The 24736-nt window shown below is 71.0% G+C and carries 21 protein-coding genes; 7 read left to right on the top strand and 14 right to left on the bottom strand.

The features are described 5' to 3' along the window. Window positions 1-45 precede the first annotated feature (45 nt). The 5 genes from HW566_RS16175 to HW566_RS01910 form a co-directional block, all read right to left on the bottom strand. Complete coding sequence (locus HW566_RS16175) at window positions 46-1599, bottom strand: GDSL-type esterase/lipase family protein (RefSeq protein WP_306171783.1); 1554 nt, start codon at window positions 1597-1599, stop codon at window positions 46-48. 73 nt (window positions 1600-1672) lie between these two features. After that, window positions 1673-2227: a hypothetical protein gene (locus HW566_RS01895; RefSeq protein WP_178009911.1), complete on the bottom strand. Its 555-nt coding sequence runs from the start codon at window positions 2225-2227 to the stop codon at window positions 1673-1675. Continuing rightward, window positions 2224-2478 (bottom strand): hypothetical protein, encoded by a 255-nt coding sequence (locus HW566_RS01900; protein WP_178009913.1) that lies wholly within the window; start codon window positions 2476-2478, stop codon window positions 2224-2226. The genes HW566_RS01895 and HW566_RS01900 overlap by 4 nt, the downstream gene beginning before the upstream one ends. Window positions 2479-2529: 51 nt before the next feature. Then, window positions 2530-3783, bottom strand: a complete 1254-nt coding sequence (gene hisS, locus HW566_RS01905; protein WP_218621662.1) for a histidine--tRNA ligase — start codon at window positions 3781-3783, stop codon at window positions 2530-2532. 31 nt (window positions 3784-3814) lie between these two features. Then, window positions 3815-4465 carry a MazG family protein gene (locus HW566_RS01910; protein WP_178009916.1) on the bottom strand — a complete coding sequence of 217 codons (651 nt, stop codon included), beginning with the start codon at window positions 4463-4465 and terminating at the stop codon, window positions 3815-3817. Between the two features lie 115 nt (window positions 4466-4580). Here HW566_RS01910 and HW566_RS01915 point away from each other — a divergent pair, with 115 nt between their 5' ends. Together HW566_RS01915 and HW566_RS01920 are read left to right on the top strand one after the other, a co-directional pair. Next, window positions 4581-7253 (top strand): phosphoenolpyruvate carboxylase, encoded by a 2673-nt coding sequence (locus tag HW566_RS01915; RefSeq protein ID WP_178009918.1) that lies wholly within the window; start codon window positions 4581-4583, stop codon window positions 7251-7253. Between the two features lie 130 nt (window positions 7254-7383). Continuing rightward, window positions 7384-8775, top strand: coding sequence for a basic amino acid/polyamine antiporter (locus HW566_RS01920; protein WP_178014598.1), 1392 nt, complete (start codon window positions 7384-7386; stop codon window positions 8773-8775). Here the strand turns inward: HW566_RS01920 and mfd are convergent, their stop codons facing one another. Next, window positions 8776-12372, bottom strand: a complete 3597-nt coding sequence (mfd, locus tag HW566_RS01925) for a transcription-repair coupling factor (protein WP_178009920.1) — start codon at window positions 12370-12372, stop codon at window positions 8776-8778. Between the two features lie 79 nt (window positions 12373-12451). On the opposite strand from mfd, the gene HW566_RS01930 reads away from it, so the two are divergent. Beyond that, entirely contained in the window at window positions 12452-12898 is a 447-nt protein-coding gene (locus HW566_RS01930; protein ID WP_178009922.1) for a hypothetical protein, read from the top strand. Between the two features lie 51 nt (window positions 12899-12949). On the opposite strand, the gene pth is transcribed toward HW566_RS01930, so the two are convergent. Then, window positions 12950-13531, bottom strand: coding sequence for an aminoacyl-tRNA hydrolase (gene pth / locus HW566_RS01935; protein WP_178009923.1), 582 nt, complete (start codon window positions 13529-13531; stop codon window positions 12950-12952). A 65-nt stretch (window positions 13532-13596) separates the two neighbouring features. Further along, window positions 13597-14241 carry a 50S ribosomal protein L25/general stress protein Ctc gene (locus tag HW566_RS01940; protein ID WP_178009925.1) on the bottom strand — a complete coding sequence of 215 codons (645 nt, stop codon included), beginning with the start codon at window positions 14239-14241 and terminating at the stop codon, window positions 13597-13599. A gap of 215 nt (window positions 14242-14456) precedes the next feature. Here HW566_RS01940 and HW566_RS15975 point away from each other — a divergent pair, with 215 nt between their 5' ends. Then, complete coding sequence (locus HW566_RS15975; RefSeq protein WP_256728823.1) at window positions 14457-14579, top strand: hypothetical protein; 123 nt, start codon at window positions 14457-14459, stop codon at window positions 14577-14579. A gap of 20 nt (window positions 14580-14599) precedes the next feature. Here the strand turns inward: HW566_RS15975 and HW566_RS01945 are convergent, their stop codons facing one another. From HW566_RS01945 to HW566_RS01955, 3 genes are all read right to left on the bottom strand, one after another. After that, entirely contained in the window at window positions 14600-15622 is a 1023-nt protein-coding gene (locus tag HW566_RS01945) for a zinc-binding dehydrogenase (RefSeq protein WP_178009927.1), read from the bottom strand. Window positions 15623-15640: 18 nt separating this feature from the next. Next, window positions 15641-16408, bottom strand: a complete 768-nt coding sequence (locus HW566_RS01950) for an SDR family oxidoreductase (protein ID WP_178009928.1) — start codon at window positions 16406-16408, stop codon at window positions 15641-15643. A 77-nt stretch (window positions 16409-16485) separates the two neighbouring features. After that, window positions 16486-17874, bottom strand: a complete 1389-nt coding sequence (locus tag HW566_RS01955; RefSeq protein WP_178009930.1) for a GntP family permease — start codon at window positions 17872-17874, stop codon at window positions 16486-16488. A 164-nt stretch (window positions 17875-18038) separates the two neighbouring features. Here HW566_RS01955 and HW566_RS01960 point away from each other — a divergent pair, with 164 nt between their 5' ends. Beyond that, a complete protein-coding gene (locus HW566_RS01960) occupies window positions 18039-18734 on the top strand; it encodes a FadR/GntR family transcriptional regulator (RefSeq protein WP_178009932.1) in 696 nt (231 codons plus the stop codon). Here the strand turns inward: HW566_RS01960 and HW566_RS01965 are convergent. Both HW566_RS01965 and HW566_RS01970 read right to left on the bottom strand, forming a co-directional pair. Next, the gene (locus HW566_RS01965) at window positions 18709-19677 is read right to left on the bottom strand and encodes a phosphoglycerate dehydrogenase (RefSeq protein ID WP_178009934.1); all 969 of its coding nucleotides are present in this window, start codon (window positions 19675-19677) and stop codon (window positions 18709-18711) included. The two genes, HW566_RS01960 and HW566_RS01965, sit on opposite strands and share 26 nt — an antisense overlap. Then, window positions 19674-21116, bottom strand: a complete 1443-nt coding sequence (locus HW566_RS01970) for a gluconokinase (protein WP_178009936.1) — start codon at window positions 21114-21116, stop codon at window positions 19674-19676. The genes HW566_RS01965 and HW566_RS01970 overlap by 4 nt, the downstream gene beginning before the upstream one ends. A gap of 94 nt (window positions 21117-21210) precedes the next feature. Between HW566_RS01970 and eda the strand changes: the two genes are divergently transcribed. Together eda and gndA are read left to right on the top strand one after the other, a co-directional pair. Beyond that, window positions 21211-21840: a bifunctional 4-hydroxy-2-oxoglutarate aldolase/2-dehydro-3-deoxy-phosphogluconate aldolase gene (gene eda, locus HW566_RS01975; protein ID WP_178009938.1), complete on the top strand. Its 630-nt coding sequence runs from the start codon at window positions 21211-21213 to the stop codon at window positions 21838-21840. A gap of 109 nt (window positions 21841-21949) precedes the next feature. Next, window positions 21950-23542, top strand: a complete 1593-nt coding sequence (gene gndA, locus HW566_RS01980) for an NADP-dependent phosphogluconate dehydrogenase (protein WP_178009940.1) — start codon at window positions 21950-21952, stop codon at window positions 23540-23542. Window positions 23543-23630: 88 nt separating this feature from the next. On the opposite strand, the gene HW566_RS01985 is transcribed toward gndA, so the two are convergent. After that, the gene (locus HW566_RS01985) at window positions 23631-24653 is read right to left on the bottom strand and encodes a magnesium and cobalt transport protein CorA (RefSeq protein ID WP_178009942.1); all 1023 of its coding nucleotides are present in this window, start codon (window positions 24651-24653) and stop codon (window positions 23631-23633) included. Between the last annotated feature and the right edge of the window lie 83 nt (window positions 24654-24736).

The raw sequence follows: 24736 nt of genomic DNA on the forward strand, positions 1-24736 counted from the left end.
GCTTGTGGAGGGTGAGTCGTGGAGCGTCGTCGGTCCACTCTGAGTCTAGTGATGCCCGCGCGAGCCGCCAGCGGCCCCACCGGGACTATCGCCCGGATCGACCAGCACCGCGATGGCGAGGCCATCCCATCCCTTGGCGTCGAGGGTCTGCAGTGCGGTGGCGTCGAACCGGCTGTCACGGGCCAGCATCTCGAGCCCGCGCTGAGCGCCCGCGACCTGCTCGTCCTCGGTGCCCGGGTCGGCGATGCGCCCCGCTCGCACGACGTTGTCGACGACCACGACGGCTCCGGGGCGCCCCACTCGGGCGGCGTGGTCGAGGTAGAGCGTGTTGGATTCCTTGTCGGCGTCGATGAAGACGAGATCGAACGGTCCGTCGACGTCCGGCAGCACCTCGGCGGCACGCCCGACCTTCACCTCGACGCGGTCGTCGACTCCGGCGCGCGCGATGCTCGCGCGTGCGACCTCGGCGTTGTGCGGCTCCGCCTCGATCGACAGCAGGTAGCCGTCCGGCGGAAGCGCGCGGGCCATCGCGATCGCCGAGTAGCCGCCGAGCGTGCCCACCTCGAGCACGCGCCGGGCGCCGCTGATCCTCACCAGCAGCTGCAGGAGCTTGGCGCTGAGCGGCGAGACCTCGATCGGCGGCAGACCGGAGGCGTTCTGGGCCTCGACCGCGTCCTCGAGAGCGTCGTCCCGCTCGACGAGGATGCCGGCGAGGTAGGCGTCCGTGCGACGCCAAGCGTCGGGCGTGGGGTCGGTCATGCCCTCAGCCAACCGCACGGCGTCCACGCGCGCCAGCATCCGCGACGCCAGGGACTCGTCGAGCGCGGCGGCGAGGGCAGGGAGAAGCGCGTCCGCCGTCCGCCGATAGCCGAGGGCGCTGGGGTGGAACCGGTCGAGGCTGAACATCTCGTCGGGCCGCTCCACGAACACCGGGCCCACGGTGCGCCGCAGCGAGACGACTCGTGCTCCCGCGGCGCGGGCCGAAGCGTCCTGCGCGGCGGCGAGCGAGCGCGAGGCACGGGAGGCGAGGCTGCGCAGCGGCTGCGGCACCGGCCGCAGCGCGCCGAGGTCCGGGCACGTCCCCACCACCACCGCGCACCCCATCGCCCGCAGGCGCTCGACCGCCTCGGCGAGGCTCCGAGCCGCCTGGTCGACGGGCACGCGATGGGTGACGTCGTTGCCGCCGACCACGATGACGGCGACGTCGGCGCGCGCGTCGGGGCCGAGCGCGTCGATCTGTCCGTCGAGCGTCGCCGACTCGGCTCCGACGACGGCGCCCGTCCTCAGCCGGACCGGGCGGTGCGCGCGGTGTGCGAGTCCGCGGGCGAGGCGCCCACCCAGCGTGTCCTTGCGTCGGTCCGCGCCCAGCCCCGCCGCCAGCGAGTCACCCAGCATCACCAGGCGCACCGGTTCGCCGGCGTACGAGCGCCGCCACAGCCGGTCGGCGTCGACGGCCAGCTCGCCGAGGGGCTTCCCGATCCGCTCGCGGGCGAGCCCGGCCTGGTGCGCGAGGACCGCCCGCGAGGCGACCGCGACGGCTCCGAGCGACAGCGCAGCTCCCCCGAGGGCCGCCGCGATGCGGGCCGGGGGCGTGGTCATGAGCCCAGCAGAGCACCCGCCGGTGAACGGCAGCGGACCGGCGACCGACCTGTGGGCGAACGGCCCCGACCGATCAGCGCGCGACCGGGGGTACGCCGAGGTCGCGCACGAGATAGATCCAGGGGAACGCCCGACATCCGACGACCCAGCCGTCCCGACGCTCGCGCTCGAGGGAGCCGCGCCAGAGGATGCGGCGGTGCTCCCACTGTGTGTCGGTCCGCACCATCCGATGGGCGAGCATGCCCGCCTCGACCGTGCGCCACCCCTGACGTCCCGCCTCCTCGAGCTCCGGGAGCTCGTCGAAGGCGGTGACCGGGCCGAGCCAGCGTTCTTCGGCCGAGACGTCGTCGTCGCGGGCGGGCCCGCCGAAGCGTTGCTGCGCAGCCTGGCGCGACATCCCGAGGGCGGCGCCGATGCGGGCCCAGCTGGCCCCGCCCGCGCGCGCCGCCTCGACCGAGCGTTGGAGAAGCGCCCGGACGTCGCTCTCCGCCCGCGCGCTCGCCTCGACGACGCGGAGGTGACCCTCCACCCCCAGGGATTCGGCGGAGCCGACGTCTGCGGCGTCGAGCACCGCACGCCCGATGACCTCGCCGAGATCGCCGTCCTCGGCGAACGGCTCGAGCCTCACGCGGCCTCGCCCCCGCCGGCCGGAAGCCACGTCGGCGACACGGCGCTGCGTCGCATGCCCGTCAGGAGGCCGAGGAGGTAGGCGGCGGTGAGGAGCAAGACGACGCCGGCTCCCTGGGCGAACCCGCCCCAGAAGCCCGACCAATCGAGCACGACCGCCGTGAGCAGCAGCACCGCTCCTACGAAGCCGGACACGACGGCGCCGAGACGAACTCGTGAGAACGAACGGGTGACACGCGATGACGAGGACATACGTCAATCATCTGTTGACACGCGTCGTGTGTCAACGATGCCTTGACGGGTTCAGCCCAGAGGGCGCACCTCGAGCGATGCGGCGTCATCGCCGGCGCGCAGCGACACGAACGATGCGTAGCCGTCGAGGGCCGCCCGATCCAGTACCGCCTTGAGATTCTTCGGGCGCGCCTCGACCCGCACGCGCGATCCGCCCGCGACCAGCTGCGCCTTCGCGGCGAGCAGTTCCGCGAGCGGGACGTCGCGCTCGTGGACCAGGACGATCGCCGGTTGCTCGCGCGCGTCCGCATCCCCGAGCAGATCGACCAGTCGCTCGAAGCCCAACGAGAAGCCGACGGCCGGCACGTCGGTGCCGAGGAACCGTCCGATCATCCCGTCGTACCGTCCTCCCCCGCCCAGCGAGTAGCTCACCGAGGGGTGCGCGAGCTCGAAGATCGTTCCGGTGTAGTACCCCATGCCGCGCACGAGGAAGGGATCGAACACCAGCGGGAGGTCCGCGTCACCGCGGGCGGCCCGGACGGCGGCGCCGATGCCGACGAGGTGAGCCACCACGTCCTCGGGCACCCCGGCGGGCAGACCCTCGCGGATCTGGCGCTCCCCGAACGGCAGGTCGCCGACCTGCGGCCGCTCCAGGAACGTCGCGAACGCGTCGACCGCCTCGGCGGAGGCACCGCGCTCGCGCAGCTCGGCCACCACACCGGCGGGGCCGAGCTTGTCGAGCTTGTCGATCGTGATCAGGATGCCGGGGCGTTCGGCCTCGGCGAAGCCGAACGCCGAGAGCATCGCGTCGAGCACCCGGCGATCGTTGATCCGCACGGAGCCGCCTCGGAGACCCAGGGCGTCGAGGGCGTCGAGGCTCGCAGCGATCAGTTCGGCCTCCGCCCGCGCGGTGGGGTCTCCGATGATGTCGATGTCGCACTGCACGAACTGCCGATAACGCCCCTTCTGCGGGCGCTCGGCCCGCCACACCGGTGCGATCTGGATGGCGCGGAAGACCGTGGGCAGCTCGGCGCGGTGAGACGCGTAGAAGCGAGCGAGCGGGACGGTGAGGTCGTAGCGCAGCCCCAGATCGGTCAGGGCGGCCGGATCATCGGCGGCGGCGCGGATCGCCTCGGCGTCCAGCCCGCGGGACAGCACGTTGTACGCGAGCTTCTCGTTGTCGCCGCCGATGCCCGCATGCAGCCGCCCGTACTCCTCCATGACGGGCGTCTCGATCTCGTCGAAGCCGTGCGCGCGGTAACGCTCACGGACGACGGCGAGCACGCGCTCGCGACGGCTCTTGTCGGCGGGGAGGAAGTCGCGCATGCCGCGCGGCGGGTTCACGGTGGGCACCGTCCTATCCTTCCAGGTCGACGGGACCGGTCTCGGCACGGGTGACCTCGGCCGCCAGCGCACGCAACCGCTCGCGGAGCGCCCGTTCGGCGTCCCAGCCGTGCTCGCGGCCGTGCGCCACGAGAGCGAGCAGCGCGTCGCCGAGCTCGGCCTCCGACGCCACGCCGATCGGCTCGGCCGGTGGTCCGGAGACGCCGACCCGTCCGGCGCGACCGAGCATCTTCTGGGCGTGTGCGAGGGCCGGCATGTGCGGGGAGACGCCGTCGAGGACGCTACGCCGCTCGCGCTTCTCGGCCGCCTTCGCGGCGTTCCACAGCACCAACACCTCTTCGGACGTGCGCGCCGACTCCCCGGCGAAGACGTGCGGATGCCGACGCACCATCTTCTCGGTCAGACCGCGGGCCACGTCGTCGATGTCGAACGCGTCGACCTCGGCTCGGGACGCGATCTCGGCGTGGAACAGCACCTGCCAGAGCAGGTCGCCGAGCTCCTCGCGCAGATCGGCCGGTGTGCCGGCTTCGACGGCGTCGACCACCTCGGCCGATTCCTCGACGAGGTACGGCACGAGCTCGCGGTGGGTCATCGCGGCCGTCCAGACGCAGCGGTCGCGTACGGCGCGCATCGTGTCGGCGGCATCCCGGAGCGGGTCTGACATGCGGGCTCCTTCGATCGGGCGCTCTCAGGCTAACGGGGCGCCCGCGTCGACGGGTCGCGGTCGGTCTGTGACGCTTGTGTCGGAACCGCACCGCCGGTGCCATTACTTTGGAGGCATGCGCGAGCTGACCCGAACAGAAGCCATCGACCTCGTCGGCCGTTACGAGGCGGAGCAGGAGATCCCCGAGGCGATGCGCGCCGACGTGCGGATGCTCGGCTCCATGCTGGGACAAGTCCTGCGCGAGAGCGGCTCGTCCGGCCTCTTCGAGGATGTCGAGCGCCTGCGCGGCGCGACGATCCAGGCGTACACCGACGACTCCCCCGAGGCCTTCGAGCGCGCCGCGGCCATCGCGGAATCCTTCACGGTCTCGCGCGCGGACGAAGTAGCCCGCGCTTTCACCGTGTACTTCCATCTCGTCAACCTCGCCGAGGAGCACCAGCGCGTGCGACTGCTGCGCGAACGAGCCGGCATCTCGGACCAGGACAGCGCCGGAGACTCGATCCCGGCCGCCTTCGCGCAGCTGGCGTCCGAGGTGGGGGCCGACGAGGCCGAACGACGACTGCGGGATCTGCGCTTCCACCCGGTGTTCACCGCTCACCCCACCGAGGCGCGACGTCGCGCCGTCTCGGAGAGCATCCGCCGCCTGGTGACGCTGTTGGAGACCCTGGAGAACTCCGCCGCCGGCGGGGCGGAGCACCGGCGCGCCCGGCGGCGGATGCTCGAGGAGATCGACACTCTCTGGCGCACGTCGCCGCTGCGGGCTGAGAAGCCGACGCCCACCGACGAGGTCCGGGCCGTCATGGCCGTCTTCGACGACACGCTGTACACGACCATCCCGCTCGTCTACCGCCGCCTCGACGACGCGCTGCTGGGCGACGCCGCCGGCACCCGCGCCCCCGTCGTGGCGCCGTTCGTGCGCCTGGGCACCTGGGTCGGCGGAGACCGCGACGGCAACCCGTTCGTCACCGCGTCGGTGACGAAGAAGGCGGCCGGCATCGCCGCAGAGCACGTCCTCCTCGGGCTCGAGCGCAGCACCGAACGCGTCGGCCGCGGGCTGACCATGTCGGGCGACACCACGCCGCCGAGCGCCCCCCTGCGCTCGCTCTGGGACCGCTTGGCGGCCTCCGATGAGGACGGCGCCGCCAACGCCGTCAAACGCGCCCCCGGCGAGCACCACAAGCGCGTGATGATGCTGCTGGCCCGTCGCATCCGCGCCACCCGGCTGCGCGACGCCGACCTCGCCTACGACGACCCCGAGGAGTTCCTGGCCGATCTGCGGGTCGTGCAGGACTCGCTCGATCAGGCGGGTGCCGCGCGACAGGCCTTCGGAGCGCTGCAGCAGCTGATCTGGGCCGTCGAGACCTTCGGCTTCCACCTCGCCGAGCTCGAGGTGCGCCAGCACTCCGCCGTCCACGCCAAGGTGCTCGCCGAGTGCGAGGCCGGCGATGAGCCCAGCGAGCTGGCCACCGAGGTGCTCGAGGTCTTCCGCACCATCTCGCAGGTGCAGAAGCGGTTCGGTCCCCGTGCCGCCGGCCGCTACATCGTCTCGTTCACACAGTCGGCGGACGACCTCGCCGCCGTGCACGCGCTCGCGCGCCACGCCGTCGGCCCGGACGGCATACCCCCCGTCCTCGACGTCATCCCCCTGTTCGAGACGTTCGCCGACCTGCAGGCAGCGCCGGGCATCCTCGCCGAGATCATCGGTCACCCGGCGTTCGCCGACCGGCTCGACGCCACCGGGCGGCGGCTCGAGGTGATGCTCGGATACTCCGACTCGTCGAAGGACGTCGGCCCGGTCGCGGCCAACCTCGCCCTCTACGAAGCGCAGGCGCGGATCTCGGCCTGGGCGCAGGACGAGCGCATCGAGCTCACACTGTTCCACGGCCGCGGCGGCGCCCTCGGACGTGGCGGCGGCCCGGCGAACTCCGCCATCCTCGCGCAGCCGCCGCACTCCGTCGATGGGCGGTTCAAGCTGACCGAGCAGGGCGAGGTCATCTTCGCTCGCTACGGCGACCCCGACATCGCGCTGCGCCACATCGATCAGGTCGCCGCGGCGGTCCTCCTCGCCTCGGCACCCTCGATCGAGGAGCGCAACAGCCGCGCGGCCGAGCGCTATGCCTCGGTCGCGGCGACGATGGACACCGCCTCGCGCGAGCGGTTCTTCTCTCTCGTGAAAGCCCCAGGATTCGCACCGTGGTTCGCGGCTGTGACGCCCATGGAGGAGATCGGTCTGCTCGCCCTCGGCTCGCGGCCGGCACGGCGCGGGCTCTCGGTCGAATCCCTCGAGGACCTGCGGGCGATCCCCTGGGTGTTCGCGTGGACGCAGGCGCGCATCAACCTCGCGGGGTGGTTCGGTCTGGGCACCGCCCTGGAGGCCGTCGGCGACGAGGCCCTGCTGCGCGAGGCCTACGAACAGTGGCCGCTGCTGCGTACCGTGGTCGACAACGTCGCGATGAGTCTCGCCAAGGCCGACCCGCGCATGGCCCGCCGCCACCTCGCCCTCGCCGATCGCTCGGACCTCGCCGACCTCGTGCTCGACGAGATGCTGCTGACCCGCGACTGGGTCGTGCGGATCGCCGGCGGCGACGGACTCCTGGCGAACAAGCCGGTCCTGCAGCGCGCGGTGAAGATGCGCAGCCCCTACGTCGACGCACTGTCGTTGCTGCAGCTGCGCGCCCTCCGCGTGCTGCGCTCGACCGAGCCCGAGGCGCAGACGCCGCCGGAGTGGCAGCGCCTGCTCCTGCTCACGGTCAACGGGGTCGCTGCGGGTCTGCAGAACACCGGGTGACACGGGCATCCGGCCGGGGACGAGAGCACGGGGCGCACCGCGACTAGGCTTTCTCCCCGTGCCTTCCGATGCTCCGCCCACCTCCGGCCCGCTCGACGGCCGCGCGGGTGCGCGTCCGTCGACCGTGTCGATGCTCACCCTCTCCACCTTCGTGGTCGGCTCGATGGTGGGCGCCGGCGTGTTCTCCCTGCCGGCCGGGTTCGCCGCCGAGACCGGCGTGGCGGGCACCCTGATCGCGTGGGCGATCGCGGGTGGCGGGATGCTCACCCTCGCCTTCGCGTTCCAGATGCTGGCGAACCGCCGCCCCGAGCTCGACGCCGGGGTCTACAGCTATGCGCGCGCCGGATTCGGCCGGTACCTCGGATACTTCTCGGCCTTCGGCTACTGGGCGAGCGCGTGCGCCGGCAACGTCTTCTACTGGGTCTTCATCACCTCGACGCTCGGCGCGGTGTTCCCCGCACTCGGAGCCGGTGACACGATCGCCGCGGTCGCGGTCTCGTCCGTGGGGCTCTGGCTGTTCTTCCTCCTCATCCGTCGGGGAGTGCGCGCCGCCGCCGCGGTCAACCGCGTCGTGAGCATCGCCAAGACCGTGCCCATCGTCGTCTTCGTCGTTCTGTGCGCAACGGTCTTCGACCCCCAGGTGTTCGCGGCGAACTGGTCGGGACCCAGCGGAACGGCCCTGTGGGATCAAGTCCGCGCCACGATGCTCGTCACCGTCTTCGTGTTCATCGGACTCGAGGGCGCGAGCGTGAACTCCCGCCATGCGCGTTCCCGGCGCGACGTGGGCCGGGCCACCCTGCTCGGGTTCCTGAGCGTCCTCGCCGTCTTCGCATCGGTCACGATCGTGTCCTACGGGGTGATGCCGCGCGAGCAGATCGCGACCCTGCCCGAGCCGTCGCTCGGCGGCGTGCTCGAGGCGATCGTCGGGCCTGCGGGCGCCGTGCTCATCGGCGTCTCCCTGATCGTCGCGGTGCTCGGGGCCTATCTCACGTGGACCCTCATGGCTGCCGAGGTGCTCCTCGAGGCCGCCCGGTCGGGCGATCTCCCGCGGTTCCTCGCGCGGACGAACGCCGACGACACCCCGGTCGGGGCCCTCACCCTGTCGACCGTCCTCGTCCAGGTGCTGCTGGTGGTGGTGCTGTTCGCCGAGAACGCCTTCTCCGTCGCGCTCGACCTCACGAGCGTCCTCGTCCTCATCCCCTTCGTCCTCTCGGCCGGGTACGCGCTCAAGCTCGCCGTCACGCGCGAGACCTACGCCCCGGGTGATCCGCACCGTGTGCGCGACCTGGTCGTCGCCGCCCTCGCCACCGGCTACACCGCGTTCCTGCTGGTCGCGGCGGGCACGGACTACCTGCTGCTGTCGCTGCTGATCATCGTGCCGGGCACCGCCCTCTTCGCCGCCGCACGACGCCGGGCCGGCGCCCGGGTGTTCACCGGGGCCGAGCGGGCGGTGTTCGCTCTGGCCGTGCTCGGCGCAATCGCCGCCGTGCTCCTGCTGCTCACCGGGGGCATCGTCCTCTGATCAGGACGCCGGCGTCGTGACCGGTGCCGCGACGGGGAACAGCTGATCGAGCAGCTGTCCCGTCCAGGCGATGAGATCGGCATCGCCGAGCGGACCGCCACCCGCCGTGGGCAGCGGGACGACGAGCGCCTCGCCGCCGGCGAGGAGTTTGGCCTTGGGGAACAGTCGCTGCAGCCGGATGCGCATCGACTCCGGGAGTCGCGCCGGCGCGATGCGCAGGTTCGGGCCCATGGCCACGACGTCGGTCAGTCCCGCCTGCGCCGCACGACGCCGCAGCCGCGCCACCGCGAGGAGTCCCTCGACCTCGGCCGGCGGCCGGCCGTACCGATCGGTGAGCTCCTCGACCACGAGATCGAGCGCGTCGTCCTTGGCGCTCACGGTGGCCGCCGCAGAGAGCTTCTGGTACGCCTCGAGCCGGAGTCGCTCGCTGTCGATGTAGTCGTCGGGAATCCGCGCGGCCACGGGCAGCTCGAGCCGCAGCTCCGCGGGGCCGTCGACCTCCTCGCCTCGGAAAGTCGAGACGGCCTCGCCGATCATCCGCAGGTACAGGTCGAACCCGACCCCGGCGATGTGTCCGGCCTGCTCGGCTCCGAGGAGGTTGCCCGCCCCGCGCAGCTCGAGGTCCTTCAGCGCCACCTGCATGCCGGACCCGAGATCGTTGTTCACAGCGATCGTCTCCAGCCGATCGGCGGCGGTCTCGCTGAGCGGCTTGTTCTCGTCGTACAGGAAGTACGCATAGGCGCGCTCGCGCGCACGGCCCACGCGTCCGCGCAGCTGGTGGAGCTGGCTGAGACCGTACTTGTCGGCGCGGTCGATGATGATGGTGTTCGCGTTCGAGATGTCGAGCCCGGTCTCGACGATCGTGGTCGAAACCAGCACGTCGGCGCGGCGCTCCCAGAAGTCGTCGACGACCTGTTCGAGTTGCTGCTCCCCCATCTGTCCATGGGCGACCGCGATGCGCGCCTCGGGCACGAGCTCGCCGAGCTGGGCCGCGACCCGCTGGATGGACTGCACGCGGTTGTGCACGAAGAAGACCTGTCCCTCGCGGAGCAGCTCACGACGGATGGCCGCGGCGATCTGCTTGTCGCTGCGCGGACCCACGTAGGTGAGGATCGGATGCCGTTCCTCGGGCGGAGTGGCAAGCGTCGACATCTCGCGGATGCCGGTGACGGCCATCTCGAGCGTGCGCGGGATGGGCGTGGCGCTCATCGCGAGGATGTCGACGCCCGTCTTGAGCTTCTTCAACGAGTCCTTGTGCTCGACGCCGAACCGCTGCTCCTCGTCGACGATCAGCAGTCCGAGGTCTTTGAAGGCGACCTTCTCGGTGAGGATGCGGTGCGTGCCGATCACCATGTCGACGGTGCCGTCGGCGAGCCCGGCCACGGTCTCGCGCGCCTGCTTCTGCGTCTGGAAACGCGACAGCGGTCGCACCTGCACCGGGAAGCCCGCGAAACGTTCGGTGAAGGTCTCGAGATGCTGCTTCGCCAGCAGCGTGGTCGGCACGAGCATCGCGACCTGCTTGCCCTCCTGAATCGCCTTGAAGGCGGCACGCACGGCGACCTCGGTCTTCCCGAAGCCGACATCGCCCGAGAGGAGCCGGTCCATCGGGATGGGCTTCTCCATGTCGGCCTTGATCTCGTCGATCGTCTGCAGCTGATCGGGGGTCTCCGCGAACGGGAACGCCTCCTCGAGCTCGCGCTGCCACGGCGTGTCGGGGCCGAACGCATGGCCTTTGGAGGCCATCCGGGCCGAGTAGAGCTTCACGAGCTCCACGGCGATGTCGCGAACGGCCTTGCGCGCCTTGCCCTTCGCCGCGGCCCAATCGCTGCCGCCCATCTTGGAGAGCACGGGAGCCTCGCCGCCGACGTAGCGCGACAGCTGGTCGAGCTGATCGGTCGGCACGAAGAGCTTGTCGCCGGGGTATCCGCGCTTGGCGGGGGCGTACTCGAGGACGAGGTACTCGCGCTGCGTCTTCACCGCGTTGCGGCCGCCGCTGGACACCTCGCGCTGCACGAGCTCGACGAACTTGCCGATGCCGTGCGTCGCGTGCACGACGACGTCGCCCGGCTTCAGCTGGAGCGGGTCGACGACGTTGCGTCGCCGGGACGCCAGCTTCTTCACCACCCGCCCGTCGCCGCCGATCGTGCGACCGTAGAACTCGCTCTCCGTGAGCACTGCCAGCCGTGCCTCGTCCGACTCGAATCCCCGCTCGAGCGATGCCACGACGCACACCGCGACGGGGTCCTCGTCGATCTCGGCCACGTCCTGCGCCGTACGGGCCGCTATGCCGCGCTCGGCCAGCACGTCGCGAGCGCGGTCGACCAGGCCCGCGCCGGATGCGCACACGATCACGCGCCACCCCTCCGCCAGACGCCGGCCGATGTGAGCCGTCGCGCCGTCGACGTTGCCCTGGAACGAGGGGACGGCAGTGCCCCGTACTCGCAACTCCGAGCCGTCGGGTGTCGTGAGCCCCTCGGCGTCGGCATCGGCGGCGCCGGAGTCGAAAGCGCTCAGGGCCCACCAGACACCGTCGCGCTCGCGCGCCGCGTCGCGCAGGGCGGGAAGCGTCAGGAAGTCACCGGCACCGAGGTCCACGGGGCTGTCGGCTCCGGCCGTGGCCGCACTCCATGCCGCTTCCAGGAACTCGCGGTTGGTCTCGCCGAGCGTCTGTGCCCGGGTGCGGGAACGCTCCGGGTCGACCAGTGCCACTCCTGCGCCGCGAGGGAGGTAGTGCACCAGAGGCACGACCCCGTCGGCCAGCGCCGGCAGCAGCGACTCCATGCCCTCCACGGGGATGCCCTGCGACATCTTCTCGAGCATGCCGGTGAGGCTCGGGAACTTCGTCGCCATGCCCGCTGCGCGCTCGCGCACGTCGGCGGTCAGCAGCAGCTCGCGCGCCGGCAGCAGCACCGCCTCGCGGAACTCACCCGGCAGCGACCGCTGGTCGGCGATCGAGAATGCGCGGATCTGGTCGACCTCGTCGCCGAAGAAGTCCACGCGGAGCGGGTGGTCCGCCGCGGCGGGGAAGACATCGAGGATGCCGCCGCGCACGGCGAACTCGCCGCGACGCGAGACCATGTCGACGCGGTGGTAGGCGAGCTCGACGAGACGGCGCACGACCCGCTCGAGGTCGAGGCCGCGGCTGCCGACGGCGATCTCCACCGGATCGGCGTCGGTGAGCCCGGCGGCGAGCGGCTGCAGGGCGGCGCGCACGGAGGCGGTGACCACCAGCGGCCGGGTGCCCTCGTGCGACGATGCACGGCGCAGGACGTCGAGCCTCCGCCCTACCGTCTCGGGGCTCGGACTCAGTCGCTCGTGAGGCAGCGTCTCCCACGCCGGGAAGTGGAGCACTTCGGCGTCGGGCACGAGGCACTGGATGGCGCCGCCCAGCGTCTCGGCACGGCGTCCCGTCGGCGCGATCGCGAGCAGCACCGCGGTCCGACCGGCGCTCCGGCGCTGCTCGAGCAGCGCCGCCAGAAGCGGCGCATCGAGACCGTCGGCGAGGGCGTAGTCGATGCTGCCGACGGCGCCGGATGTCACCGCCTCCCGGAAGGAGTCAGCCTGCGAAAGGGCGCGAACGATCCCGGGAACTGTCACCACAGAAGCCTAGCGCCGCCCGCCGACACCGTGACCGCCATCGGTGCGCCCGGGATCGCCGCCTTCGTAGGATGAGCGCGTGAGTACGCCTCCGCCTCGCGGCGAGCCCCGCTTCGCCGCGCCCTACGTCGTCGCCGCTCCCGGCCGGCTTCCCACCCCGCCGTCGGCGCCACGCCGTCGAGCTCTGGGCGTGCTCGCGCTCGTGCTCGCCGCCGTCGCGGCGGGAGCCGCCATCGCCGTCGCCGTCGTCGTCGCCGCCCGGCTCGGCGGCAGCGGCGCCGCCGTGGCGTGGCTCGACACCGACGGTGATCCCCGCGCGCTCGCTCCGGTGCGCGCCTGGATTCTGGTCGGCGAGGTCTCCTTCTGGGCCTGCACCGCACTCGGCATCGCGTCGATCGCGGTGGGCGCGGCCGCGATCGCCCGCCGTTCCGCTCGAGCGCTCGCCATCGCGGCCGTCACGACAGCGATCGTCGCGCCGCTCGCGGCGTTCGGCATCGGCGCGGCGACACTGTTCGTCACCGCCTGAGCACCGCTCGCAGCACGGACGGTCGCAGCGCCGTCCCCGCTCGGCCCTGCGTCAGCGAGGCGCGTGGAAACGCTGCTGTGCGACCAGCAGGCCGTCGCCGACCACCGTCTCGACCGCCTCGGCGGCATCCGAGATCAGGATGCCGAGTGTCTTGCGCTCGGCCGCAGAGAAGGGATCGAGGACCCAGTCCGCTGGATCCTGCGTGCCGGTGGGGCGTCCGATCCCGACCCGCACGCGGGCGAAGTCGGGAGTGCCCAGCGCCTTGGCGACGTCACGGACGCCGTTGTGACCGCCGTGGCCACCGCCGGTCTTGAGCTTGATCGTGTCGAAGGGGATGTCGAGCTCGTCGTGCACCACGACGACCCGCCCCGGATCGACCCCGTAGAACCCGGCGAGTGCGGCGGCGGGCCCTCCCGAGACGTTCATGAAGGTCTTGGGCTTGGCCAGGACCATCTTCGGGCCCCCCGGGCGCAGCCAGGACTCGGCCGCCCAGGCGTTGGCCTTGTGCGAGCGCAGCGTCTCGCTGCGCCGGCGGGCGAGCTCGTCGACGACCATCTGCCCGATGTTGTGGCGGGTCGCCTCGTAACGGGGTCCGGGGTTGCCCAGCCCGATGATCAACCAGGTGTCTGCCATCGTTGCCTCTCGAACGACGGAGCCCGTCCTCACCGCGGTGAGAACGGGCTCCGGGGATCGTTGCCTTACTCGGACTTCTCGTCGCCCTCGGCCTCGACCTCGTCCGACTGCTCGGCGGCGGTGGCCTCGTCGGCCGCCTCGATCTCGTCGGCGGCCGCGATCGTCGCGGCGGGGACCGACACGCCGACGATCAGCGTCTCGGGCTCGGTGACGAGCGAGGCGCCACGCGGGAGGGTCAGGTCGGCGGCGGTGATCTGCGCGCCGTCCTCGAGGCCCTCCACGTCGACCTCGACGGTCTCGGGGATGTGGGTCGCCTCGACCTCGAGCGACACCGAGGAGGCGCCCTGCGTGGCCATCGTGCCCGCGAAGGGCTCGCCGACGACGACGATCGGGACGTCGACCTGGACCTTCTCACCCTTCTTGACCACGAGGAGGTCGATGTGCTCGATGATCTGGCGCACCGGGTCGCGCTGGACGTCCTTGACGAGGACGAGCTGGCCCTTGCCGTCGACGGAGAGCTCGATGACGGCGTTCGCGCGGCGGACGAGCAGCAGCATCTGGTGGCCGGGTAGTGCGACGTGCACGGGCTCGGTGCCGTGGCCGTAGATGACGGCGGGGATCTTGCCGGCGGCGCGCAGACGGCGGGCGAAGCCCTTGCCGAAGTTGGTGCGCGTCTCTGCAACGACCTGGGTGTCGGTCTCGGTGGACATGCGTCTCTCCTTGTGGGCCTCGGGCCCCGTAGCGGTATGCGGGTTCGACGCGATCGTGAGCGCGTGGAGAGGAAACGACCTGCACACACCCTCGTCGATCACGGATTCCGGTCCTCGCCGAAGCGGAGGCACGCGGCATCCCTCGCCGAAGTACGCGTCCACTCTACCAGCGCTGGGTAGGGTGGACGAGACGTCGTCTCACGCCCGGAGGAAACATGGAATACGGCTGGTTCTCGCACGTGCTCGTCTGGGTCATCGGACTCATGACCCTCGGCTCCATCGTCTCGGTCTCGCTGGCCCTGTTCTCGATGGGCCGCCAGGGCTACCGCAAGAGCTGACCGACCGCCGTCGGCTCGGCTCAGCGCGAGGCATCGGGCCAGACGGCTACGAGAACCTTGCCGGAGACCTCGGAGTCGCGTGCGGTCGCGAAGGCGTCGTCCAGATCGTCGGCGTCGAAGACGTGTGTCACGACATCCTCGATGTGCGGCGCGGCCGCGAGCAGCTCAACGGCTCGGTCGATCTCGTCCCTGAAGCGGAACGTGCCGTACCAGCGGATCTCCTTCGCGATGAAGGGTGCGATGTTGATCGGTCGCGGCTCGTTGGGGACCATCCCGACCTGCACGACCGTCCCGCCGACCCGAGCGGCGCGAAGCGCCGTCGAGACGGATGCCGCTACGCCGGAACATTCGAGCACGACGTCGTAGCCGCCGTCGGGGACCTCGTCGGATGTGACGTCGAACACGTCGTCCGCGCCCAGAAGGCGCGCGCGACGCAGGGGTCCGGGCAGGACGTCCGTGGCATGCACGTGGGCCGCGCCGGCAGCGACGGCTGCCGCGATCGACAGGAGGCCGATCGGTCCCGAACCGGTCACGAGCACACTCCGCCCCGAGACGTCGCCGGCCTTGCCCAGCCCGTGAAGCGCCACCGCCAGCGGCTCGGCGAGTGCGGCCCGACGGATCGGCAGCTCGGCGGGCAGGGGACGGATCATCCGGCGATCCACGATGATGTACTCGGCGAGCCCCCCCTGCGTGTGCGGCCAGGTCGAGGCGCTGCCGAGATACGAGCCCCCGCCCCACAGGTGCGGGTCGTCGGGAATGCGGGGGTCGGGCGTCCCGAACGTCGCCGGGTGCACCGTGACCGGGGTTCCCGCCGACAGGGTGCCCGACGGGTCCCGGTCCACACGCCCCGACACCTCGTGCCCGGGAATGAGCGGCTCGCGCACGACGAACGCACCGTTGGCTCCCTCGTGGTAGTAGTGCAGGTCCGATCCGCAGATGCCGACGTAGTCGACCCGGACCCGCACCTGGTCGGCACCGGGTTCGGGAGCGCTCGTCTCGCGCACCGAGATGGTCTGGGCTGATTCGATGTATGCAGCGCGCATCGGGTCTCCTCGGGTCGTTCAGACGACCGCGGTCATTCCGCCGTCGACGAAGATGTTCTGTCCGGACACGAAGCTCGACGCGTCGGAGCAGAGGAACAGCAGGGCGCCGTCGAGCTCGGCGAAGTCTCCCCAGCGCTGCGCCGGGGTCCGTTGGGTGAGCCACGCCGTGAACTCGGCGTCCTCGACGAGGGCCTTGTTCATCTCTGTGGCGAAGTACCCCGGCGACAGCGCGTTGACCTGGACGTTGTGGCGCGCCAGATCTGCGGCCATTCCCTTGGTCAGTTGCGCCACCGCGCCCTTGGTCGCCGAGTACGGCGCGATGGTCTGGCGCGCGAGTGCCGACTGCACGGAGGCGATGTTCACGATCTTGCCGGAGCCGCGCGAGGCCATGCCGGGTGCGACGAATCGAGCGACGTAGAAGACGCCGCTCAGGTTGGCGGCGACCAGGTCGTTCCAGTCGGTGACCGAGAACTGCGTGAACGGTGCGCGCCGCTGGATGCCGGCATTGTTGACGAGGATGTCCGGCACGCCGACCTCGTCGGTGATGCGCGCGACGCCGGCCTCGACGGCGTCGGCGTCGGTGACGTCGAAGACCGCCGCGTGAGCGGGGCGTCCGCTCACCCGTTCGGCCTCGACCCGTGTCTCCTCGACAGCGGCCTCGTCCCGCCCGTGCACGACGACGCGAGCACCGGCGCGGGCGAGCGCGAGGGCGAGGGAGCGCCCCAGACCTCGCGACGATCCGGTGACGAGGGCGATGCGGTCGGAGACATCGAACAGAGCGGACATCCATCCTCCTGAGGGGGTGAGGGAGCGAGCGGACCATTCCGGGTGCGGAGGGCGACCGGGCCGCCCTCCCCACCGGATCACAGCAGCGAGGCGAGCCCGAAGACGCCGAGGACGAGAACGAAGGCCACGACGGACTCGATCGCCTGCTGGACCGTCCAGGTCTTCAGCGTTGTCTTCACATCCATGCCCATCAGGCGACCCACCAGCCAGAAGCCGGAGTCGTTGACGTGGCCGGCGAAGACAGAGCCGGCCGCGGTGGCCAGCACGATCGCCGCGACCTGCAGCGGGTTGAAGTCGCCCGCGACCACCGCGGGGGCGGCAAGGCCCGCGGCCGTCACGAGGGCGACCGTGGCGGAACCCTGCGCGAGGCGGATGATCACGGCGATGACGTACGCCGCCACGATGATGGGCAGGCCGAGATCCGACAGCGTGTCGGCGAGGGCGTCGCCGATGCCGGAGGCCCGCAGCACGCCGCCGAACATGCCGCCGGCTCCGGTGATGAGGATGACCGAGGCGACCGGCCCGAGGGCCGAGTCGACGATCTTCTCCAGCGCGGTGCCCTTCTCGCCGCGGCGCGTGCCGAGCACGAAGATCGCGACGAGCACGGTGATGAGCAGCGCGACGAACGAGTTGCCCAGCAGGACGAGCACCTGGACCCAGAGGTCGTCCGTCGATACCGCGCCGGCGGAGGCGAGCGTCGTCAGCCCGGTGTTCATGAAGATGAGCAGCATCGGCAGGAGGAGCAGCAGCACGATGGTGCGGGGACGCGGCGGGTTCGAGGGCTGGTCGTGGTCGACCTCACCGAAGAGCGTCGGCACGGGCAGCGGGATGCGCGCGGCGATGAACTTTCCCCACAGGTAGCCCGATACGTACCAGACCGGGAACACGACGACGAGTCCGACCAGGAGCACGAGCCCCAAGTTGGCGCCGTACGCCTCGGTCGCGGTGACCGGACCCGGGTGCGGGGGGAGGAAGACGTGCATGACCGAGAACGCCGCGGCCGCGGGGATGCCGAACAGCAACACGTTCGCCTTCGAGACGCGGCGCGCGATGGCGAAGATGATCGGGAGCATCATCACCAGCCCGGCATCGAAGAACATCGGGAAGCCGAGAATGAGCGAGGCGATGCCCAGGGCGAAGGGCGCCCGCTTCTCGCCGAAGACCTCGACGAACTTGTCGGCCAGCGCCTTCGCGCCGCCGGAGTGCTCGATGAGCCTGCCGAGCATGGCACCGAGGGCCACCAGCAGGGCGACTCCGGCGAGGGTTCCTCCGAAACCATCGGTCAGCGTCGCCGCGATCGCCGACACCGGCACCTGCGCGACGAACGCGGTGAGCAGCGAAACGATGATCAGCGTGAGGAAGGCATGCACCTTGCACACGATGATCAGGAACAGGATGAGGGCGATCGCTCCGGCTGCGATGAGCAGGAGCGGTCCGGCGCCCAGCGTCTGGGTCCAGTCTTCCATCGGTATCTCCGTTGATGTCGGGAAGCGTTCGATCGGGGGGCGAGGCCCGCGTGATCGTCACGCGTTAGGATTCGAGCTGCCCGTCGCCACGGCGCCGGAGCAGAGCGATCCTCGCACAATGATCGTATTATTCTCAACCACTGATCGTATTAATCGGAGGCGCCATGGCCCAGGCATCCCACGGCTCCGTGCTGGATGCGCTCGGCCTGCGGATCGCCTCCGGTGAGCTTGCCCCGGGCGCCGTCTGCACGCTGGCGGACCTCGAGGCCGAGTACGGCGTGTCGCGCACCGTGGTCCGCGAGGCCGTGCGCGTCCTCGAGGCGATGGGGATGCTCTCGTCGCGCCGACGTGTGGGACTCACGGTCACCCCGGTGCAGGAGTGGAGCGCGCTGGACACCCGACTGATCGGGTGGCAGCTGGCCTCACCGCGCCGCGACCACCAGATCATCGTCGTCAACGAACTGCGTTCCGCCGTCGAGCCGATCGCCGCCCGACTGGCCGCGCAACGCGGGAGCGATGTGCAGCGAGCGGAGCTTCTCCGGCTCGCTGCACGACTGGAGGAGCTCGGTCACAGTGGCCGGGGGGCCTCCCCCGACTACCTCGCGGTCGACATCCTGTTCCACGACCTCATCCTCGACATGAGCGGCAACCTCATGCTCGCCGCGAACAAATCGGCGATCGCCGCGGTGATCGCCGGCAGGTCCGACGTCGGCCTCACCCCCGCGGTCCCCTACGAGGAGGCGCTGCACAATCACGTGCAGACCGCGGCCGCGATCGCCCGCGGCGACGCCGATGCGGCCGAGCACCACACGCGCCGCTACGTGGACGCCGTCCTCAGCGAGGTGCGGGCGCTGGTGTGACCTGTTCCGCGACGCTGTCGCCCCCGAGGACGGCCAGCAGCGCGTCGATGGACTGATCGGTCATCCGCTCCACGGCCGCCGTCGTGTGGCCGCCCGCATGTGGCGTCGCGACGACCCGGGGATGGCCGACCAGCGGAGACCGCGAGGGCGGCTCCGTCTCGTACACGTCGATAGCGACGCCGTGGAGTGCGCCGTCGTCGAGGGCACGGCGCGCGGCCGCTTCGTCGAGGAGGCCCCCGCGGGCGGTGTTGACCACGATCGCTCCAGGCGGGAGCAGCGCCAGTCGTCGGGTGTCGATGATGTGGCGCGTCTCGGGAAGCAGTGGCACGTGCAGCGTGACGAGGTCGCTCCGCCGGCACAGCTCGTCGATGTCGACGCGTTCGACGCCCGCATCCGAGAACGCCGCATCGGGGAGCATCGGGTCGTAGGCGATCGGATGCATGCCCAGACCGCGGAGGCGCTCGGTGACGAGCCGGCCGATCGCGCCGAAACCGACGACGCCTGCGGTGCTGCCGGTGAGCTCCTTGCCGTGGCGCCGCGGCCACTGTCCCGAGCGCACGGCGGAGTCGAGCTGGGCGATGCCCCGCGCGGCGGCGAAGACGAGCCCGATGGTGAGCTCGGCCACCGCCAGCGAGTTCGCGCCGGGCGTCCGTGTCACCGTCACGTCGTGGGCGGCTGCCGCCGCCAGATCGACCCGATCGACTCCGACGCCGTAGCGGGCGAGGGCGCGGAGGCGCGGTGCGGCGTCGAACACCGCCTCGTCGTAGTCATCGAGCCCCGCGACGATGCCGTCGACATCGGCGACGAGCGGGATGAGCTCCGCCGACGTCAGCGGGCGGCCGTGGGGGTTGAGGACGACCTCGTCGGCGACCTCGCGAAGGCGACGGATGCCGGCGCCGTCGGGGTCGCTGCACAACGAGGTGGGCGTGACGAGGATCTTCATCGGGCGGCTCCTCCCGAACCGGGAACGGTCCGCGAATAGTGGTCCAGGTAGCGGGCGAAACCCTCGTCGTAGTGCGCGCGAAGCTCGGTGCGCGGCGTGATCGTCCTGATCTCGACGTCATCGAAGGCCGGGTGGCGGAGCGCCCCGCCGCTGGCGAGCATGCCCATGCGAACGGCGCCGACGATCGAGGTGTGCTGCTGCGGCGACACCTCCATCTCCGCACCGAAGACGTCGGCGGTCAGCTGCGTCCAGAACGGCGACGACAGCACTCCCCCCGACAGCACGATGCGGCGCGGGGTTCCCCCCAGCGCGGTCAGCTCCTTGTAGCAGTGGAACAGCGAGTAGACGATGCCCTCCAGCACCGACTGGTACATGTCCACCCGGGAATGCGCGGGAGCGAGGTCGAGGAATCCGCCCCGGCGCTGATCCTGCCAACCAGGGCTGCGCTCGCCGAAGAGGAAGGGCATGAACACCGGCAGATCCGAGCGCGCCGTCGACAGCGACGGCTCGATGTCGAGGTAGTCGGTCGCCGCACCGAAGAGACGCTCTCGCGCCCAGTCGACGCAGTTCCCGCATCCCGAGGTCGCAGCGCCGCTGAGGGCGCCCAACGGCGACCGGTACGACCACGTGCTCAAGGTCGGCGAGAACGCCGGATGACGCGAGGCGACCCGCAGAGCACCGCTGGTGCCCATGGAGAAGGTCATCTCACCCGGCTCGGTCGCCAGGTCGCCGACCTGGTTCAGGCCCCCGTCGGGGCCGGGCGTGAGTACCGGGATGCCGGACCGCAGCCCCAGCAGAACGGCCGCCTCGGCCGAGAGCGGTGCGGTGGCGGTCGTTTCGTGCAGCTCCGGAAGCACGACCCCGTCGAGGTCGAACCGGCTGATGACGTCATCGTCCCACGCCGCGGTCGAGGCGGACAGGAGACCGCTGCCCGAGGCGAGCGACGGGTTGGTCCAGATCTCACCGGTCATGCGCGCGAAGATGAGGCTCGCCTGGTCGAGCGCGACCAGGCCGTCGATGGCGAGCCCCTGGGCGCGCAGATGCTGCAGCTTGAACACCGGGTAGATGGCGTTGACCATGCAGCCGGTTCGCTCGTAGAACCACCACGTGAGGTCGTCGTCGGCCCGGAGCGCGGCGCTGAGATCCTGTGCTCCCGTATAGGGCCACTCCATGACCGGCGTCACGGCGGACAGATCGGGACGACGCAGCGTGAGTCCGTGCCAGGTGCCGCTGAGCACGATCAGATCGACGTGCTCTCCGGCCGCCGCCTCGCGCCCGAGCGCCATCAGCTGCACGTACACCGCGTCGGCGTCGCGGACCGCGGCATCCGGACCGTCGATCTCGAAACGGCGGCTGCGGACCGCCATCGCGCCGGTGTCGGAATCGAAGAGCATCGTCTTCGCCGAGGTCGTGCTGGCTTCGAGCGCAAGGATCTTCATGTCGGGCCCATCGTCGGGTGTCCGGCGGGCAGCCGCCTCGCCACCCCAATGATATGATCATTCGGCTGGAAAAGGACACCCCGAGGAGATTGCCGTGGCCGCCGTCGTCGACCTGCTCGCTCAGCACCGCATCGTTCCCGTGGTCGTCGTGGACTCCGCCGATCAGGGTCTGTTCGTAGCCGATGCTCTCGCCGCCGGCGGCCTCCCGGTCGCCGAGGTCACCTTCCGGACTCCAGCCGCTGCCGTCGCGATCCGGGCGATCGCCGCGCGGGGGGACATGATCGTCGGGGCGGGCACCGTCGTCGACGCGAACCAGGTCGATGTCGCCGTCGACGCCGGTGCGCGCTTCCTCGTCTCCCCCGGGTTCCTGCCCTCGGTGGCCTCGCGTGCGGCGTCCCACGGCGTGCCGCTCATCGCCGGGGCGGTGACGGCGTCCGAGATCATGGCCGCTCGAGAGTCCGGCCTCCGCACGGTGAAGTTCTTCCCCGCCGAGACCTCCGGCGGGCTCGCCGCCCTCCGCGCACTGGCAGCCCCGTTCGGCGACGTCGCCTTCGTGCCCACCGGTGGGGTCAACGCCTCGAATCTCACCGAGTACCTCTCGCACCCCCAGGTCGTCGCCGTCGGCGGCTCCTGGATGCTGCCCGCCGCCGCCGTCGCCGACCGTGACGCCCGCACCGTCGCGCGGCTCACCTCCGACGCCGTCGCCCTGGCCGCAACGGCGTGATATGCCGCTCCGCGACGATGTGCGAGCGGATAGGGTGGCGAGGGATACGGGCCTCCTCTCGACCCGATCTCTGACCATCTCCCACCCGCACGCGAACCTGGAGCTACGCATGGCGTCGACCCCCTCACCGACAGGACCCTCGACCGATCAGGATCAGGCACCGCACGAAGCGGCCACCGTCCACGAGGGCGCACCGCGTCCCGAGGACGTCGACCGGCCGACGCCTTCGGCCGACGCCCCGGCGGGCTCGACGACGTCCGGTCTCGCCAACATCGGTGTCGTGGGCCTCGCGGTGATGGGATCGAACCTCGCCCGCAACCTCGCGAGCCGCGAAGGCAACTCGGTGGCCGTCTTCAACCGCTCGCGCTCGAAGACCGACGAGCTCGTCGAGGCGCACCCCGAGGCCGGGTTCACGGCCGCGTTCTCCTACGAAGAGTTCGCCGCGAGCCTGCAGAAGCCCCGGACGGCCATCATCATGGTCAAGGCCGGCCGCCCGACGGACGCGGTCATCGACGAGCTGATGCGGGTCTTCGAACCGGGCGACATCATCGTCGACGGCGGCAACTCCCTGTTCACCGACACGATCCGCCGCGAGAAGGCCGTCCGCGAGGCCGGCTACAACTTCGTCGGCATGGGAGTCTCGGGCGGCGAAGAGGGCGCGCTCCTCGGCCCCTCGCTCATGCCCGGCGGTCCCGACGAGTCGTGGGTCACCCTCGGCCCCATCCTCAAGTCCATCGCCGCCGTCGCCGAGGGCGAGCCCTGCGTCACGCACATCGGCCACGACGGCGCCGGGCACTTCGTGAAGATGGTGCACAACGGCATCGAGTACGCCGACATGCAGCTGATCGCCGAGGCGTACGACCTGATCCGTCGGGGCACCGGCAAGACGCCCGCCGAGATCGCCGACATCTTCGCCGAGTGGAACCGCGGCGAGCTCGACTCCTACCTCATCGAGATCACCGCCGAGGTGCTCCGCCAGACGGATGCCGCGACCGGCAAGCCCCTCGTCGACGTGATCGTCGACCAGGCCGGTGCCAAGGGAACGGGCGCCTGGACGGTGCAGACCGCTCTCGACCTCGGCGTCCCCGTCTCGGGCATCGCCGAAGCGGTGTTCGCCCGCTCGCTCTCGAGCCATCGCGAGCAGCGCGACGTCTCGGGGTCGCTGCCCGGCCCCGCCGACGACGACTTCACGGTCGACGACGTCGACGCGTTCATCGAGCAGGTGCGCCTCGCGCTCTACGCATCCAAGATCGTCGCCTACTCGCAGGGCTTCGACGAGATCCGGGCCGGCGCTGCGCAGTACGGGTGGAACATCGACCTCGGCGCCGTGTCGAAGATCTGGCGCGGCGGCTGCATCATCCGCGCCCAGTTCCTCAACCGCATCGCCGACGCGTACGCCGCCGAGGCGGAGCTTCCCGTCCTCCTCACGGCGCCGTACTTCGTCGAGGCTCTCGGCCGCGCTCAGGACGCCTGGCGTCACATCGTCCAGGTCGCCGCCGGCGCCGGCATCCCCGCCCCCGCGTTCAGCTCCTCGCTGTCGTACTACGACGGCCTGCGTGCCGAGCGCCTGCCAGCAGCCCTCATCCAGGGCCAGCGCGATTTCTTCGGCGCGCACACCTACAAGCGGATCGACCAGGACGGCACCTTCCACACGCTGTGGTCGGGTGACCGGTCCGAGGTCGAAGCCGAGGACACGCACTGACACCCCGGCGGTGACGGCACGAGGCCGCGACGAGCACCCGCTCGTCGCGGCCTCGTCCGGTGGGGCGGGCGGTCGCCGCGGCGGCGGATCAGAGCCAGTCGTTGCGCTTGAAGATGCCGTAGAGCCCGGCGCTGAGCAGCACCATGATCCCGAGCGCCATCGGATAGCCCCAGGGCTGGTCGAGTTCGGGCATGAAGCGGAAGTTCATGCCGTAGACGCTGGCGACGAAGGTCGGCGCGAACCCGATCGCCGCCCAGGACGAGATCTTCTTGACCTGGTCGTTCTGCCGCACCTGAACCTCGGTGAGGTGCGCCATCTTCTCGTCCAGGCGCTGGTTGACCAGAGTCGCGTGGATCGTCAGAGCGTCATCGAGGGTGTGCCGCATCGACAGGACCCGATCGGCGACGTACTGCGCCCGTCCCCGCAGGTCGTCCCATCGGGCGGGTTCCCGGCCGAGGCGCGGGTCCTGCATCGCCGAGGCCAGGCGCGCGAGGACGTCGGGCAGCGGTGTCGTCGCATGGGCGAGGTCGATCACCTCGCGCTGCAGATCGAAGATCCGTCGAGACACCCCGGGGTCGTCACCGAAGATCTGGTCCTCGATCTCGTCGATGTCGTTCTCGACACCGTCGAGCACCGCTCGATAGCCCCCGGTGGTGAGCTCCATGAGCACCCAGAGGACGGCGGAGGGGCCGTGCCGGAGGAGATCGGGGTGCCCCTCGATACGGCGACGCGCGTCGTCGACGTCGATGCGGTCGGAGCGTGTGACGGTGACGATGAGCGCCTCGGAGAGGAAGACGTCGACCTCGTCGCACCGCACCGTCTCGGACGCGTCGTCGTATCGCGCCGGCTGCAGCACCACGAACACGTCGTCGCCGTAGCGTTCGAAGATCGATCGCTGATGCGTACGCAGGCTCTCGCGGAGTGCGATCGGGTGCACGCCGAGCTCCTCGCCGAGCCGCTCGAGCTCGTCCGCGTCCGCGTCGACGAGCGCGATCCAGGCGAAGCCGCCGCGTTCTTCCGCCCGCTGTCGCGCCGATGCGGGTGACACGTCGTCGGAGCCGTCGGGAAGAGGCACGCCGTCGACGTAGAGCGTGGTGCGCACGATCGTCATGTCGTCACTGTATGCCGCACCGGTCTCTCACAGCGGAGGCATAGCCTCGTCCATAGCTTCTCCATAGAGAACACCGCAGAATG

The organism is Microbacterium oleivorans (assembly GCF_013389665.1).
Classification (GTDB): domain Bacteria; phylum Actinomycetota; class Actinomycetes; order Actinomycetales; family Microbacteriaceae; genus Microbacterium; species Microbacterium oleivorans_C.